At 66.9% G+C, this 14,605-nt stretch carries 16 protein-coding genes; 6 read left to right on the forward strand and 10 right to left on the reverse strand.

Features of this window, described 5'->3' with window-relative positions; all coding sequences use genetic code 11:
* Positions 1–163: 163 nt before the first annotated feature.
* Both artA and ACTF4R_RS14595 read left to right on the forward strand, forming a co-directional pair.
* Entirely contained in the window at positions 164–1,093 is a 930-nt protein-coding gene (artA, locus tag ACTF4R_RS14590; RefSeq protein WP_440008613.1) for an archaeosortase A, read from the forward strand.
* A complete protein-coding gene (locus ACTF4R_RS14595; RefSeq protein ID WP_440008614.1) occupies positions 1,080–1,805 on the forward strand; it encodes a metallophosphoesterase in 726 nt (241 codons plus the stop codon). The genes artA and ACTF4R_RS14595 overlap by 14 nt, the downstream gene beginning before the upstream one ends.
* 2 nt (positions 1,806–1,807) lie before the next feature.
* Here the strand turns inward: ACTF4R_RS14595 and ACTF4R_RS14600 are convergent, their stop codons facing one another.
* Together ACTF4R_RS14600 and ACTF4R_RS14605 are read right to left on the reverse strand one after the other, a co-directional pair.
* Positions 1,808–3,091, reverse strand: coding sequence for an NAD(P)/FAD-dependent oxidoreductase (locus ACTF4R_RS14600; protein ID WP_440008616.1), 1,284 nt, complete (start codon positions 3,089–3,091; stop codon positions 1,808–1,810).
* A gap of 383 nt (positions 3,092–3,474) precedes the next feature.
* On the reverse strand, positions 3,475–4,446 hold the full coding sequence (locus ACTF4R_RS14605; protein ID WP_433633907.1) for a phosphoadenosine phosphosulfate reductase family protein: 972 nt from the start codon (positions 4,444–4,446) through the stop codon (positions 3,475–3,477).
* A 373-nt stretch (positions 4,447–4,819) separates the two neighbouring features.
* Between ACTF4R_RS14605 and ACTF4R_RS14610 the strand changes: the two genes are divergently transcribed.
* Positions 4,820–5,326, forward strand: coding sequence for a DUF5797 family protein (locus ACTF4R_RS14610; RefSeq protein WP_433633926.1), 507 nt, complete (start codon positions 4,820–4,822; stop codon positions 5,324–5,326).
* On the opposite strand, the gene ACTF4R_RS14615 is transcribed toward ACTF4R_RS14610, so the two are convergent.
* On the reverse strand, positions 5,323–6,336 hold the full coding sequence (locus tag ACTF4R_RS14615; protein WP_440008617.1) for a DUF5787 family protein: 1,014 nt from the start codon (positions 6,334–6,336) through the stop codon (positions 5,323–5,325). The two genes, ACTF4R_RS14610 and ACTF4R_RS14615, sit on opposite strands and share 4 nt — an antisense overlap.
* 243 nt (positions 6,337–6,579) lie before the next feature.
* Between ACTF4R_RS14615 and ACTF4R_RS14620 the strand changes: the two genes are divergently transcribed.
* Complete coding sequence (locus ACTF4R_RS14620) at positions 6,580–7,137, forward strand: DUF7827 domain-containing protein (protein ID WP_440008618.1); 558 nt, start codon at positions 6,580–6,582, stop codon at positions 7,135–7,137.
* A gap of 22 nt (positions 7,138–7,159) precedes the next feature.
* Here ACTF4R_RS14620 and ACTF4R_RS14625 read toward each other — a convergent pair whose 3' ends face one another.
* Positions 7,160–7,588, reverse strand: a complete 429-nt coding sequence (locus ACTF4R_RS14625; protein WP_113277321.1) for a bis(5'-nucleosyl)-tetraphosphatase — start codon at positions 7,586–7,588, stop codon at positions 7,160–7,162.
* 195 nt (positions 7,589–7,783) lie between these two features.
* Here ACTF4R_RS14625 and ACTF4R_RS14630 point away from each other — a divergent pair, with 195 nt between their 5' ends.
* The gene (locus tag ACTF4R_RS14630) at positions 7,784–8,116 is read left to right on the forward strand and encodes a 30S ribosomal protein S10 (RefSeq protein ID WP_440008619.1); all 333 of its coding nucleotides are present in this window, start codon (positions 7,784–7,786) and stop codon (positions 8,114–8,116) included.
* A gap of 104 nt (positions 8,117–8,220) precedes the next feature.
* Here the strand turns inward: ACTF4R_RS14630 and ACTF4R_RS14635 are convergent, their stop codons facing one another.
* From ACTF4R_RS14635 to ACTF4R_RS14645, 3 genes are all read right to left on the reverse strand, one after another.
* On the reverse strand, positions 8,221–8,709 hold the full coding sequence (locus ACTF4R_RS14635; RefSeq protein WP_440008620.1) for a twin-arginine translocation signal domain-containing protein: 489 nt from the start codon (positions 8,707–8,709) through the stop codon (positions 8,221–8,223).
* A 221-nt stretch (positions 8,710–8,930) separates the two neighbouring features.
* The gene (locus ACTF4R_RS14640) at positions 8,931–9,191 is read right to left on the reverse strand and encodes a DUF7513 family protein (RefSeq protein ID WP_440008622.1); all 261 of its coding nucleotides are present in this window, start codon (positions 9,189–9,191) and stop codon (positions 8,931–8,933) included.
* Complete coding sequence (locus ACTF4R_RS14645; protein WP_440008623.1) at positions 9,188–10,741, reverse strand: Na+/H+ antiporter NhaC family protein; 1,554 nt, start codon at positions 10,739–10,741, stop codon at positions 9,188–9,190. Before ACTF4R_RS14645 ends, ACTF4R_RS14640 begins: the two co-directional genes overlap by 4 nt.
* Before the next feature lie 230 nt (positions 10,742–10,971).
* Between ACTF4R_RS14645 and ACTF4R_RS14650 the strand changes: the two genes are divergently transcribed.
* Complete coding sequence (locus tag ACTF4R_RS14650; protein ID WP_440008624.1) at positions 10,972–12,252, forward strand: amidohydrolase; 1,281 nt, start codon at positions 10,972–10,974, stop codon at positions 12,250–12,252.
* A 205-nt stretch (positions 12,253–12,457) separates the two neighbouring features.
* Here the strand turns inward: ACTF4R_RS14650 and rpl12p are convergent, their stop codons facing one another.
* From rpl12p to ACTF4R_RS14665, 3 genes are read right to left on the reverse strand one after another with little or no spacing between them, the layout of a single operon-like run.
* Positions 12,458–12,805: a 50S ribosomal protein P1 gene (gene rpl12p / locus ACTF4R_RS14655; protein ID WP_433628494.1), complete on the reverse strand. Its 348-nt coding sequence runs from the start codon at positions 12,803–12,805 to the stop codon at positions 12,458–12,460.
* Positions 12,806–12,820: 15 nt separating this feature from the next.
* The gene (locus ACTF4R_RS14660; RefSeq protein WP_433628491.1) at positions 12,821–13,867 is read right to left on the reverse strand and encodes a 50S ribosomal protein L10; all 1,047 of its coding nucleotides are present in this window, start codon (positions 13,865–13,867) and stop codon (positions 12,821–12,823) included.
* Between the two features lies 1 nt (position 13,868).
* The gene (locus tag ACTF4R_RS14665) at positions 13,869–14,507 is read right to left on the reverse strand and encodes a 50S ribosomal protein L1 (protein ID WP_113277329.1); all 639 of its coding nucleotides are present in this window, start codon (positions 14,505–14,507) and stop codon (positions 13,869–13,871) included.
* Positions 14,508–14,605 lie beyond the last annotated feature (98 nt).

A 14,605-nucleotide genomic window follows, 5' to 3' on the forward strand; every position in this document is an offset into this window, starting at 1 on the left:
GCGACCCGCCGACCGGGACGGCTCTCTCGGCGTCCGTCTCGCGGCGGTTGCCCCCGGAGTCCGGCGACAGCACCTGACGCTGCTCGCCCGGACGAGGCCGGTGCTTTTTCTGAGCGTGAAAGAGAGCGTCAGGTCTATATTTCGGCGTGCCGAGAGTTAATTCGTGACTGCAGTCGTCCCCGAGTTCCTCCCCGACGTGCTGGCGTGGGTGGTCGTCGCGGCGTTCGTCGCCACGGCGGCCCTCGAACGGTACGACCGCCGGCGGGCCAGGGCCGTCGGTGCGGGCGCGTGGGTCGCCTTCGGCGCGTTCTGGGGCGTCCTCTTCCCGCAGTTCGCCTTCGGCATGAAGAGCTTCGTCGAGGGCGCGCTCAGCCTCGCGGCGGTCCCGCTCTGTCTCTACGCCGGCTACCAGCTGTACGCCGGGCGGGACTCGCTGTTCCTCCTCTCGCGGGCCGTCGGCGCGATGGGACTCATCTACCTTCCGTTCACGACCGTCGAACCCGCCCGGGAGTTCCTCGTGGAGGCGGTGAGCTACCAGACCTACCTCGTCATCGAGGCGCTGGGCTACGACCCCGCGTTCACCGTCGCGAAGGAGAACGGCTACCACAGCGCGTTCATCTTCACCGACGAGACCGGCCACCAGTACTACACCTACCTCGTGCTCGCCTGCACGGGCATCGGGAGCATGAGCATCTTCGGCGGCCTCATCGCCGCGGTCGACGCGTCGCTCGGGCGCAAGCTTCGGGCGTTCGCGCTCGCCGTCGGCGTCATCTGGCTGCTCAACGTCGCCCGGAACGTGTTCATCGCGCTCGCGTTCGGCAACCAGTGGTTCCAGTTCTTCGTCGACCCCATCACGACCCTCGTGGGGTACAGCCAGCCCGGGATGGTCTCCTTCTTCATCGCCGACCGCGTGCTGAGCCAGTTGCTCGCGCTCGTCGCGCTCGTCGGCATCCTGTGGCTCGTCGTCCGCGACGTACCGGAGGTCCTGACCATCGTCGAGGACGTCGCGTACCTCGTCACCGGCAACGAGTACGACCTCCGGCGCACCGTCGTGGCGGACGGCGGAACCAGGCGGGACGATGCCGGTCGGTGACGAGGGGACCGAGGCGCCCGGTCCGGCAGCGAACGCCGAGTTCCGCGACCGGGCGGTCTACCTTCCGGCCGCCGACGCGCTCGTCCTCGCGGACCTCCACGTCGGACGGGACGCCGTCGCGAACGTCGAACTCCCTCTCGGCGAGCGCGCGGACCTGACAGGTCGGCTCGACGCCCTGCTGGACCGGTTCGCCCCCGCCGAAGTCGTCTTCGCCGGCGACGTGCTCCAGGCGTTCGACCACGTTCCGGACGGCGTCGAAGCGACGGTGGCGGCACTCCGTCGACTGGTCGCGGACGCCGGCGCGGACCTCACGGTCGTCCGGGGGAACCACGACGCGATGCTCGGAACGGTCGTCAACCACCGCGACGAGTACCGCCTCGCCGACGACACGCTCGTCTGCCACGGTCACGAGACGCCCGACGGGACGGCGCCGCGCTACGTCGTCGGCCACGACCACCCGGCCATCGAGATAGAGGGCAGGAAGCGGCCGTGCTACCTCTGGGGACCGGACGTCTACGCCGGCAGCGACGTGCTCGTCCTTCCGGCGTTCACCCGCCTCGCCGCCGGCGTGGTCGTGAACCGGCTGTCCGGGAGCGACTTCGACTCGCCGCTCGTCACCCGAACGAACGACTTCCGGCCCATCGTCCGCGACGAGGACGGCGACGAGACGTACCGGTTCCCGCCGCTCGGCGAGTTCCGGCGACTGCTGTAGGGTTACAGGTCCTCGTACACCGCCCGGGCCACCTTTCGACCGCTCTCCATCGCCGCGTTGAGCGACGACGCCTCGGTGTAGTCGCCCGCGAGGTAGACGCCCTCTTCGTCCGGCGCCCGGTTGTCCGGCAGCGCGTCGAAGATGTTGGGTGGCTGGGCAAACTGCGCGAACGGCATCCGGGCGGTGTGCAGGAGTTCGAGGTCCCCGAACCGGCGCTCGGGATACCACGCCGCGAGCGTCTCCCGGACCGACTCGGCGAGGTCGTCGTCGGTCTCGTCCGGCGCGCCGAGGAACGTCGCGCTCAGCAGTTCGCGGTCGTCGGGCGCGTACTCCGGCGCGACGGTCGAGAGGGGGACGACCTCGTTCGGCGCGGTACCGGGTTCGCCGCCCGGCCCGTCCCTCCGGTCGCCCGCGTTCAGCAGGATGCGCTTGCCGGCTCCCAGGGGTTCGTCGACCGCGAAGTACTGGGTGACACAGCCGCGCTCGCCGGTCGGTATCGCGAAGACGTCGGTCAGGTCGCGGGCCGACTTCGGGTCGGTCGCGACGACGACCGCGTCCGCCGACAGCGTCTCGCCGCCGAGCGAGAGTCCGGGGTCGTCGCCGCCCGCGACCGCCGTCACCGTCTCGCCGAGACGGATCTCCGCTCCCGCGTCGCGGGCCGCGTCGGCGAGCTGTTCGGGAATCGCCCCCATCCCGTCGGCCGGCACGGCGATGCGCCCGCGCGTCAGCATCTTGAACGTGAACTCGAACACCTTCTTCGAGGTCGACAGCGTCCGGTCGAGCGTGATGCCGCCGTAGAACGGCGCGGCGAAGTTCTGGACGAACTTCGCGGAGAACCCCAGGTCGTCGAGGTACTCAGCGATGGACGCGTCCTCGCCCGCGAAGATGTCGCGGTTCGGCTTGTCGGCGAGTTCCCGTCGGAGCCTGAGCGTCCGGAGTTTGTCGCCCACCGTCACGTCGCGGTTCGCCGCGGACTCCAGCAGGGCCGTCGGGTCGCGCAGCGGGTCGGCGAGCACGGAGCGGTGGTTCTCCCGGGCGACGACCGCGCCGGGTTTGAAGTACCGCAGGTCGAGGGCGTCGTAGTCGAGTTCTCGTTGCGCCGCGGGGTAGGCGGTGAACAGCACCTGGAATCCGCGGTCGAAGACGAATCCGTCCTCTCGCGTCGAGCGCACGCGACCGCCGACCGCCTCCTCGCGCTCGAACACTGCCACGTCGACGCCCAGGTCGGCGAGACGCCGGGCGGCCACGAGGCCGGCGACACCGGCCCCCACGACGGCGACGGTCACGACCGTCCTCCCGCCGGTCGCCGCGGGTCGCCCGTCGATTCGGCGTCGCTCCCGGAGTCGGCGAGGGCTGACAGCGCTGACTCGGAGTTCATGACCGACAGTTCGGTCGGTAGACATATGAAAGAACGGGGACGGCGAGACCGCCGAGCCTGCTGGTACTCCGTCGCCGGACGCCCCAATCCGGGGCGAGCGGTGCGAGGCGCTACGCGCCGGGAAACGCGCGGACGGTGAAACCGTGAGAGAGGAGAGAGAGAGCGCGCGGCGGCCAAGCGGACCGACGCCCGAACGGAACGAAGTGGTGCGAAAGAGAGATGCTTTCGATGAACCCCTTATAAGGGGTCGTCGTCAGTACGTGCTGACGACCGTGGGCGTCCTAACGGGTTCTACATGTAGCCGAGGTCGCGCAGGCGCTCCATCAGGTCCTCTTTGTCCTGGGCGCGGCCCGCGCGCTCGGTCGTGTTCTCCATGTCCTGCAGCCACGCCGGTTCCTGGGCGCTCTTCTCGGTGGAGACCTCGCTACCGAGCGAGCGGAAGCCGGCGAAGTACTTCGGCGAAACCGGGATGTCGTCCTGCGTGAGGTCGTTCGGCAGGTCGTCGGCGGACTCGGGGACGTAGCCGTCGTCGGGGTACTCGTCGACGGTGTCCGGAACGACGAAGTTCCAGAAGGCGTCCCAGACGGCGGCCTCGTCGAACTGGAGGATCGGCTGAATGCGGTCGTGGGGCGGGTAGATGTCGGGGTCGTGACGCGGGCTGAAGAACGTCTCGTCGGCGCGAGCCTCCTGTTCGTCCCAGCGGACGCCGGAGATGACGCCGTCGACGTCGTACTCTTCGAGCGCGTCGTTCAGCGCGACCGTCTTCAGCAGGTGGTTGCCGACGTAGGTGTCGAGCAGGAACGGGAACGTGTCCTCCTCGTACTCCAGCAGGTCGCGGATGTGGTGCTGGTTGTGCTCGTCGAGCTCCGAGACGGGGATGTCGTCGCCGGGTTCGAGGTCGTGTTCCTCGGCGTACTCGCCCACGTCCTCGTTGCGGGCGTAGATGACCTCCAGGTCCCACTCGTCGGCCCACTTCTCGACGAAGTCGTGGATGGCGTCGAAGTGCTGGTAGTGGTCGATGAACACCGCAGGCGGGACTTCGAGGTCGAACCGCTCGGCGACCTCCTTGATGAAGTACAGCGTGAGCGTGGAGTCCTTGCCGCCGGTCCACATGACGGCCGGGTTCTCGTACTGTTCGAGGCCCTCGCGCGTGACCTCGATGGCCTTCTCGATCTTGTCCTCGAGCGAAGGGTAGTCGGCCGGATCTTCGCCTTCGCCGGCGTCGTAGTCGACGTCCAGGTAGTCGGGGAAGTTCTGCGGCATGAGTCGTAATTAGATATAATTATGGGAGTGAAGTGCTTTTCGGCTTCGATAGACCGCGGTACGGTATCACGTGGTCACGAGTCGAGTCGCCGGGAGTCACGCGAGCATCGCGAGCGTGACGTCGGCGAGGGAACGAACGACTGCCGGGAACGAAGCGACCGGCAGGAAGTGAGTGGACTCGCCGGGAGTCGACGAGTCGTCTCTCCTGCCCGGCGGGGCCGGTTCCGACCAGAGACGTCGCGTCGGCCGCTCTGGCGCCGGTCCCGCGCCGGTCGACCGCCCGGCGGAGGCGCGAACGGGCGACGCGCCATCGCGGGGACGCGACGAGCGTCTTCGGAAGGTGCAAATAACCCGGACGCCGAACCCCGGAACGATGACGCTGTCCGAGGAGGTCCGGGAACGACTCGCCGACCTGGTCGAACTGCAACCGACGAAGAACAGCGAACTCCAGGAGCGGTGGGGGTTAGAGAGCGGCAGCGAGGTCCACCAGTATCTCGAGAACGAACTCGGGGAGTACTACTACCGCGACGAGGACAGCTACATCCGCGCGACCGCGGAGGCAAACGACCTCGTCGACGTCGAACCCGGCGTGGAGGCCGAAGAGGGCGAGGACGTGCCGAGCGTCGTCCGCGTCCCGGACCTCCAGCGCCGCGTGTTCGAGGTGCTGGCCGGTCCCGACGAGCGCTCCCAGAGCGTCGTCTCGGTCCTGCACGACCTCCGCGAGGCGTTCGATATCGACCCGAGCGCCGACGAGGTGCGGTCGGCGCTCCAGGCGCTCAAGCGGAAGGGCGTCGTCGAGGTCGTCTACCGGACCGTACCGACGTTCAAACTCGCCGCTCCGCGCGAGGACATCGAGGTCGAGACGGCACAGAAGAACTAGGGTCGCTCGCGCTCGCGCCGCCGCTCCAGCAGTCGCCGGATGCCCTTCCCTGGGCCGCCCTCGATGGGCCAGCCGCGCTGTCGCCAGGTCGGCGGTTCGGGCTCGAACTGCGAACAGGACTGCGAGCACTCAGCGGCGGTCTGACACCGTCCCTTCGCCGCACAGTACGGCAGCATCGTCGCGCCCTCGTGGCGCAGTTCGAAGTGTCGGCAGTCGGGCCGCATCGTCTCCGCGTACGACCGCCAGCCGCGCTCGTAGGCGCGCTCGGCGATGGCGAGGCGCTTCTCGCGCTTCCACTCGGTGTCGGCGTACTCGAAGCGCGCCGCCGACCGGTCGTACGTTCCGCCCTCCGGTCGTTCGAGGATGCGCGTACCGGGTGCGTCCACGTCCAGCGACCGGGGGAACCACGCCACTTCGGCGTCGTCGTCTTCGAAGGTGAGGATGCCGACCTCGACGGGCATGGCCTCCAGCAGCGCGGGTTCGACCCGGTCGCCCGTCGCGCGCGTCGCGACCCAGACCTCGTCCGCGAGCGCCAGCGCGACGTCCCGTTCGACCTGGCCGCGGAGGGCGCGGGCCGCGCTCGCGTCGAGGTCGGGCTTGTTCTCCACGGCGACGATGCGTTCGACCCAGTCCGGATACCGGTAGCGTCGCCGTACCTGGAGGCGGTTCCGCCGCTTGCGAACGTCGAGGATTCCGCGGTCGTCCGCACGGTGGATGGTCTCGCGGACGTACCGCCACGGGTATCCGGGGTCGGGGAGCGCGTTCTGGTACCACGCCCACTCTTCGGGCGCGTTGCGGACGACGTGGAGCAGGTCCGAGTCGAGTCGACGGCGACCGAACTGCTCGCGTCGCGCCAGCGCGTCGGCGTCCACCTCGACGACGACGGTGTCCCAGCGGCGGCGCTTCGTCCCGAGTTGTCGGGCGACGAGGGCATCGCAGTCGCCGTCGGGATGCCACGCTCGCTCGGCCCACCGACACGTCCGTAGTTCGAAGACGAACTCGGGCTCCATAGTCGTCCCAGCAGTCCCGCCCCGGTAAACCATTCGAATACGCTTAGATATCAGAAAACATTTACAACCAGCTGTCAGATTTTACGTGCGGAGTTTTGTCAATCCAAACTGCGAACTACCATGAACGTACGTACTATACTCGTCGCACTGGTGCTTACCTCGCTAGTGGTCGGATCCGCAGTCGCACAGCCCCCCAACGCAGTGAACGCGGACGCAGAGCCCGAGGCGGTGTCGCCCGCTTCCATGCAGCCGGCGCCTAACGGAAGCGCGACGCTCGGGTCGTCCATCGTCGACGTACAGAACGGTGAGAAAGCGACGATCAACCTCAGCCTCGACGGTACGAGCGAGGCCCACGTCCTGATCGGCGGCGGCGCCGCGAAGTACAGGGTCAACACCTCCGTCGTGGACGAGAACGGTGACGGCCAGATATCCCTCGTGTTCGACACGTCGAAGGCGAGCGACCCCAGCTCGGCGATGAGCGCGAAGGGCGACGACTCGGTCAGCGTCCTGTCGTCGACGTCGACCGACTCGTTCGAACCTCGGATGTACGGCATCGACGTCCGCCTCTACAACGGATCTGCGTGGCTTTCGCAGGTCAAGGGTGGGATGAACGTGCAGGGTGAGACGACGACCACGACGACCACGACCGACGGTTCCTCGGACGACGGCACGACGACGACGACGTCCGACACGACGACCCACTCCGGGACGACGACCGACAGCGGCGGTCAACCCGGCTTCGGCGCGGGCGTCGCGGCGGTCGCGCTCGCGGCGGTCGCGCTGCTGGCCCGTCGTTCGTAATCGGTCGAAGAACTTTTTCGAGTCAGTTCTCGTCGCGGTCCTGCAGGAACTCGTGTGCGTCCCGGAGGATGTTGCGGGGACCGTCCTGCGTGATGGTGTTGATAGCCTGTTCGTAGTCGCGCCACTGGAGGTCCCTGTGCTCGTGGGACAGTTCCGCACTCGCCTCGAACGACTTCGCGACGAACAGGTGGACGGTCTTGTGAATCGTCTTGCCGTTCGCTTCGAAGACGTAGCTGTAATCGTCACGGAACCCGTCGAGGAGGCGGAAGTCGTCGATGCCCGCCTCCTCTTTCACCTCCCTGATAGCGGTTTGCTGTAGCTCTTCGTCCCCCTCCACGCCGCCCTTCGGAAACTCCCAGTCGCCCGGGCGACTTTTGAGGAGGAGGTATTCCTTGCGACCGCGGGTATCCCTGTACAGGATAGCACCCGCGCTCGTAGCTTGAACTGCCATTGCGTTCACGTATGCGGCCGGCCATTAAATGGATGTCGGAGCGCTACAGATTATCTTCGGCGCGCTCCGCCGGCGACGTTGAATCCGTCGGCGGAGGAGGGGATTGAACGCCGTTCTCGGCCGGAAACTACGGTCGGCGTCCGGCAAAACACGCCCTTTACGTACCAGGACGGTATACCTCCATCAGAACCAGCCATGACCTTCGTGACGAAGATACTTCTCCAGAGCGGCGATCGACACGCCCTCGACGGCGTCGTCTCGAACATCCGGTCGATAGCCGAGCGAAAGGGAGCGGAGTTGAAAGGTCCCCACTCCGACCCGCCGGACCACAAACGCGTCCCCCAGTACAAGTCGGTCTCCGGCGAGGAGAACCGTCAGTTCAAGAGCTGGGAGTACACCGTCTACACGCGAAAGATGGAGATAGTCGGCCACAACGAGGTCGCCCGGCGCGTCGCCGACCTGGAGTTCCCGCAAGGCGTCCGCGTCGAGGTCGAACTCGAACAGATAGAGGGGATGGGCCTGGCCTGACTCCGCAGTCGCGACTCCGCCCGTCGGGCCGAAGAAAGCGAGTCCTCACGCTGAGCGGTCTACTTCTGGGTCAAAAAATAGCCGAGTCCTCGTTCGAGGCGGATTTATCCGCCGCCGCCTCCGCCACCGCCGCCACCCTGGCTGGCGGACGTGCTAACGAGGCTGAGTTGGCTGCTGAACACGTTCGCGCTCGTCCCGAACCGGAACTGGTTGTCGGTGTTGAGCGATGAGCGGGTGAACAGGTACGTGGCTCCCGCCGCCCTGTCGTTCTGGCCGGTCGTGGGCCGGATGACGTAGGCGTTGTAGTCGTCGGGCTGGCTGATCTCCGGCACCGTATTGCCGTTTGGGAGCGAGAGCAGGGTCACCGTGATGTCCTGCGGTAGCTGGGCGATTGCCCGGAACGACTGGCCCGGCTGGTAGTCGTCGAAGTACGTCAGCACGTCCTGTTGCTGCTGTGCCGCGGCGGTGTTCGATCCCGAGACGCCGAGCGCGACCGCGCCGGTCGCCAGCGCGCCCTTCTTGAGGAACGTACGCCTCGATTCGTCCGTCGGTTCGTCGGTTGTCTGTTCGCTGGTCGGTTGTTCTCTCTCCATGGTCAACACCCCATCTGGTGCGTTCGAAGCAACGACGATTCCACCTATAAATGTGGGCTATTGTGAAAGTTACCTGGTTACCTGTCGAACAGTTCGTCGGCGGCTCTATTCCAGATTTCGAGCCAGTAACCGCCGATACCTCCGATAAGAAGAAGTTGTGAATTCGGTTATCGCATTCCTACCTGCACGACTCGCGGGGGCGAGTCGAGGGGCCGACGCCGTCAGAACGTCTGGTCGCCGACGACTTCGAGCAACGACGCCTGACCGTCGTGGTCGTTGTCGTCGAACTCCTCGACCCGCAGGCGAACTCGCTTGTCGAGCGCGTCCCGCGGTGCATCCGGTATCCGGAGGACAGTGTCGCCGACGCGAGCGACGGCGGCGTCGCCCTCGTACCCGGTGACGTACACCTCTATCTCCTCCCCCGGTTCGAACACGGGGCGGTTGGTTCGGAATCCGACTCCCTTGAGGAACTGCTCCATCATACGCGAGCCACCTCCTCGGAGCGGCGGTCGGAGGTGTACTCCAGTCCGAACCCGGTCAGCGCGGCGACGACGAACACGCCGAACAGGAACCAGCCGTGGAAGACGAATGGCCACACCTGAACCGGACTGACGACCATCTCCGGCGTGAACCAGTCGAACTGCTGGGGCATCTGTTCGATCTGGGCGTACCCGACGAGGACGCCGCCGCCCCACGGGAAGATGTAGCCCATCGCGGAGGTGTTGGCGTCGAGGATGTTCGCCCGACGGTAGCCGTTGACGTTGAAACGCTTGCCGATGCGGGAGATGTACGGCGCGATGGCGATCTCGGCCGCGGTGTTGATCGTAATCATCGCGTTGACCATCGCCGTACCGAACACCATCGTCGTCTCGGCGCGCCGGACGGACGTCGCGACCTTGGACAGCAGGAACTCCTGGATGGCCTCGAATCCGCCGCCGCGAATCATGATGCGGGCACCCGAGACGATGAGCAGCGTGAGCACGATGAGCGGGAAGAAGCCCGACGCACCGGTGTAGAGGCTCCCGGAGACGCCGACCTGGTCGGCGTTCTGGACGATCTCGACGAACGGCAGGAACGAGAGTCCGGACAGCGGCGCGTCCGGCGGTGCCTTGAACAACAGCATCGTTCCCACCGAGGCGAGACCGAAGACGAGGTTGAACACCATGGCCGCTATCAACCCCCACGAGATGGCCTCGACGATGTGACGGCCTCGTATCGCCGTCGCGATGACGATACCCATCGATACGAGGTGGACCAGTCCGAGCGGGTCGCCCTGCAGGACGTTCTGGCTCGAAACCGGATTGCCACTCATCGACGACCCGGCGAGGATGTAGCCGGCGAACGCGAGCACTGCCGCGACGATGGCGTACTTGAACCGGGAGGAGACGACGCCGCCGATGTCCGAGTCCTGCGTGACCGCGCTGACGATGGTCGTGTCGCTGACCGGTGCGAGGTTGTCCCCGAACACCGCGCCCGAGAGGATGGACCCGAACATCAGTACGGGGCTCGCGCCGATGAGCACGCCCGCCGGGAAGAACAGACCGGCGAACGCGACCGTCGTCCCGTACCCGGTACCGATGCCGGTCGCCAGCAGCGCCGCGAGGATGAACGTGGCGGCGGGGAACAGCGCCGCACCCACGCTCAGCGCGTCCGCGGCCCAGACGAGTCCGGTGACGAACCCGCCGTCCTGGAGCACCTGCGCGAACATGCCGGCCCACAGCCAGGCGACGATGGCCGTCGCGGCGACGCGCTGTGTCATCCCTTCGAAGATGGTGTTGGCGTACCGCTTCCAGTCGCCCTTCGCGAAGAACATCCCCACGACGAGCGCGACGAGCATGCCGATGGCGAGCCCGGTCGTGTCGCTGATTCGAAGCAGCGCGCTCTGGACGATCGCCCAGACGATGAAGAACAGGATCGGTATCGTGCTCATCCACTTGCCGCCGTGGAATTGGATGTGGCTCTCGCTACGAGCACGCTCCGCTTCGGCCAGTTCCTCAGATACCTCGTCGTGTTCGTCCCCTGACGAACTCATTTAGGTCACCTCTGGCATGGATTGGCATGTGTGTGGGAGGAATATAAATCATCGTTTATCTAAATTGATGCCTAGGTATAAGTTCGGCCGAGCTGCCATTTCCGGCGACGACGCACGTGAGCCTTGGACGTTCTGAGACGAGACGTCCGTCGGTCGAGGACCGAGCCCCGGCCTGTCTCGGCATCGCCGGTTCTCGAGCACTTAAGACGGGTCGCTCCGTCTCCCCGGCCATGAGCCAGCAGACTCACCGCGACCGACTGGTCGAACTACGACGGGCGTTCCACCGCCACCCGGAGCCGGCGTGGCGCGAGTTCTGGACCACCTGCCGCATCGTCGACGAACTCGAAACCATCGGCGTCGACGGACTGTACGTCGGCCCGGAGGTGCTCGCCGACGGGGAGCGCATGGCGGTCCCCGACGACGACGAACTCGACCGCTGGTACGAGCAGGCCCGCGAAGCGGGCGCGCGCGAGGACGTCCTCGAGCGACTGGACGGCGGCTACACCGGCGCGATGGCGGTGCTCGACCGCGGCGAGGGACCGACGGTCGCACTGCGCGTCGACATCGACGGGCTGCTGCGAGAGGAGTCGACCGACGAGGACCACGTTCCCGCCGCCGAGGGGTTCCGTTCGGAGACCGACGCGATGCACGCCTGCGGTCACGACGCCCACGCGACCGTCGGCCTCGGCGTCCTCGAAGCCGTCGCGGACAGCGACTTCGAGGGGACCTTGAAGGTCCTCTTCCAGCCCGGCGAGGAGATGATAGCCGGCGGCAAACCGATGGCGAAGAGCGGCCACCTGGACGACGTGGACTACCTGCTCGCGCTCCACGTCGGTCTCGACCACCCCACGGGCGAGGTGGTCGCGGGCATCGACGGCTTCCTCGCCGTGAGCCACTTCCGCGCGGAGTTCTCCGGGTCGCCCTCCCACGCCGGCGGGAAGCCGAACGCGGGAGACAACGCGGTCCACGCGATGGCGACCGCGGTCGAGAACCTCTACGGCATCGCCCGTCACGAGGACGGCGCGACCCGCGTCAACGCCGGCAAGGTCGGCGGCGGCACCGCGACGAACATCATCCCCGAGGAGGCGTTCGTCGAGGGCGAGGTGCGCGGCGAGACGACCGAGCTGAAAGATTACATGAAAGAGCGCGCCGGCGAGGTCGTAGACAGCGCAGCGTCGATGCACGGTTGCGAGGTCGAGCGGTCGACCGAGGGCGAGGCCCCGAGCGCCGAGAGCGACGAGGAACTCGTCGCCGTCGTCCACGACGTCGCCACCGAAACGCGGGGCGTCGACGAACCGCTCCGGCGCGACGAACTCGGCGGCAGCGAGGACGCGACCTTCCTGATGCGGGAAGTCCAGCGCAACGGCGGCCTGGCCGCCTACGTCGGCGTCGGCACCGACCACCCGGGCGGCCATCACACCGCGACGTTCGACGTGGACGAGGACACGCTCCCCATCGCCGTGAACCTGCTCTCCCGGTCGATTCGGGAAATCGCGGAGAAACGCCCCTGAGACGCCACTCGCCCTGTCGATAGCGGCGACCGAGACGCGCTCGCCCTGTCGATAGCGGCGACCGAGACGCGCTCGCCCGCTCCTCGTCAGCGACGTTTCTCGACCGTTCGACGCTCTGGCGGTCGCCGCTCGACTGGTCACCCGGCGCTCGCAGTAGCGACTGGGCGGTCGTCAGCGAAAGAAAGAACGGAACTGTTGGACCGACTTAGCCGAAGAGTTCGCCGAGGCCTTCGCCGCTGGCGTCGTCTTCTTCGTCGTCGTCGCCGGCTTCCTCTTCTTCGGCGGCCTCCTCCTCTTCGGCCGCTTCCTCTTCGCCGCCTTCCTCGGCGCCGCCCTCTGCGGCACCGGCAGCACCGCCGGCACCGCCGGCGGGGACTGCAGCGGCCTGCTCGACGGCCTCTTCGATGTCGACGTCCTCCAGCGCGGCGACGAGCGCCTTGACGCGGGATTCCTCGACGTCGACGCCCGCAGCGTCGAGCACGTCCGTCAGGTTGTCTTCGTTGATCTCTTCGCCCGATTCGTTCAGGATGAGTGCAGCGTAAACGTATTCCATTGTTGTAATCCTCCGTTATCCGAACATCTCTCCGAGACCCTCGCCGGCGCTGTCGTCGTCATCGTCCTCGTCTTCGTCGGCGTCTTCGGGCTCGGCTTCGGTGTCTTCTTCGTCGCTCGATTCGTCGTCGGCGTCTTCCTCGGTCGCGCCGCCGGCCACCGGAGCTTCGACGTCACGAAGCTCCTCCGGGAGCGCGTCCTCGTCGTCGATCTGGGCCGCGAGGGCGCGCACCTGCGCGTCGGCCTTGCTCACGAGGTCGTCCGCGAGGTCCGGGCTCTCGACGGCGGCCTGGAGACCGAGGCTCTTGGCCTCGCCGGTCGCCTTCGAGAGCAGCGTGGTCGCGGTCCGGTCGGTCGGGAACACCGCGTTGACCGAGAGGTTCCGGGCACGTGCCACGGCCGTCTCGACGTCGGTGCGGTACTCCTCGACGTCCAGTTCGAGCTCGTCGGGCTCGAACATCACGCCGTCGGCGAAGACGGCGCGGAGGTCGAGACCGACCTCCTTGGGCTCCATGCCGAGTTCGCCGAGCACGTTGGCGAGGTCGGCGGAGACCTCCTCGCCCTCCTCGGCGACGACGCTGTCGTCGGTGACGTGGATGGAGCCGTCCTGGATACGCGCGGCGGCACCGACCTGCTGGAGTTCGCCGACGAACGGACCCGGGTCGACGCCGGTGTCGCCCTCGGGGATGACGATGTCGTTCGGGGCGACCTCGCCGGCCGAAATCGGGGCCGGGCTCTTCGAGGCCTCCAGTTCCTTGAACAGTCCGAACGGGTTGTCGTTCGTGCCGATGAGGCCGACCTGACCCTCGATGTAGTCGGTCAGCTCCTCGAAGCCGGCGTCGACCGCTTCCAGCGCGCGGTGCAGCAGCGTGTTCCGGCTGACGCGGAGTTCCGCGTTCCCGTGCAGGTTGCGCCGCATCGTCTGGAGCTGCCGGCTCGGGATGCCGGCGATGCTGACGACGCCGACGCTCTCGTACTTGTCGATGAAGTCGGTCAGCTCGCCGACCTCCTCCTCTTTCCACTCGGGGAGGTTCTCGGTCTTGCGCTCTGCTTCTGCGGACATGTCAGGCCACCTCCACCGACGGGCCCATCGTCGTCTTCACGTACACCGAGTCGACGTTGAGCGGGCCCTTCTCCAGGTCCGTGTGAAGTCGCCGGAGGATGACGTCGATGTTGCTGGCGATGTCGTCGGCCGTCATGTCCTCCGCGCCGACGCGCGTGTGGAACGTCCGACGGTCGCCACTCCGGAGCTGGACCGTGTTCTTCATCCGGTTGACGACCTCGACGACGTCGTCGTCCGGCTGGAGCGGTTCGGGCATCTTCCCGCGCGGACCGAGGACGGTACCGAGATACCGACCGATGTCTTGCATCATCGACGCTTCGGCGATGAAGAAGTCGGTTTCGCCGGCGAGGTCCTTGGCCGCGTCGTCGTCGTCGCCCAGGTCCTCCAGGTCGTCGCCGTCGAGGACCTCGTCCGCGACGTCCTCTGCACGCAGGGCGGTTTCGCCCTCCGCGAACACGACGATCTTGGTGTCCTGGCCGGTGCCAGACGGGAGTACGATACTTTCGTCGACCCGGTTCGACGGGTCGTTCAAATCAAGGTCGCGCAGGTTTATCGCGAGGTCCACCGTCTCACGGAAGTTCCGCTCCGGTGAGTCCTCGAGTGCGCGAGAGACTGCTTCCTCTATCTCATTATCTGCCATCGTTCACCTCCGTAGTACGCAGGAATGCTCCTACGGGTCAGTGAAACAGGCGATGCCTGTCTCACCGGAGATTGTCCGATGTCGAACTTAAACCCGTC

The sequence above is a fragment of the Halomicrococcus pelagicus genome, assembly GCF_051917725.1.
Lineage (GTDB): Archaea > Halobacteriota > Halobacteria > Halobacteriales > Haladaptataceae > Halomicrococcus.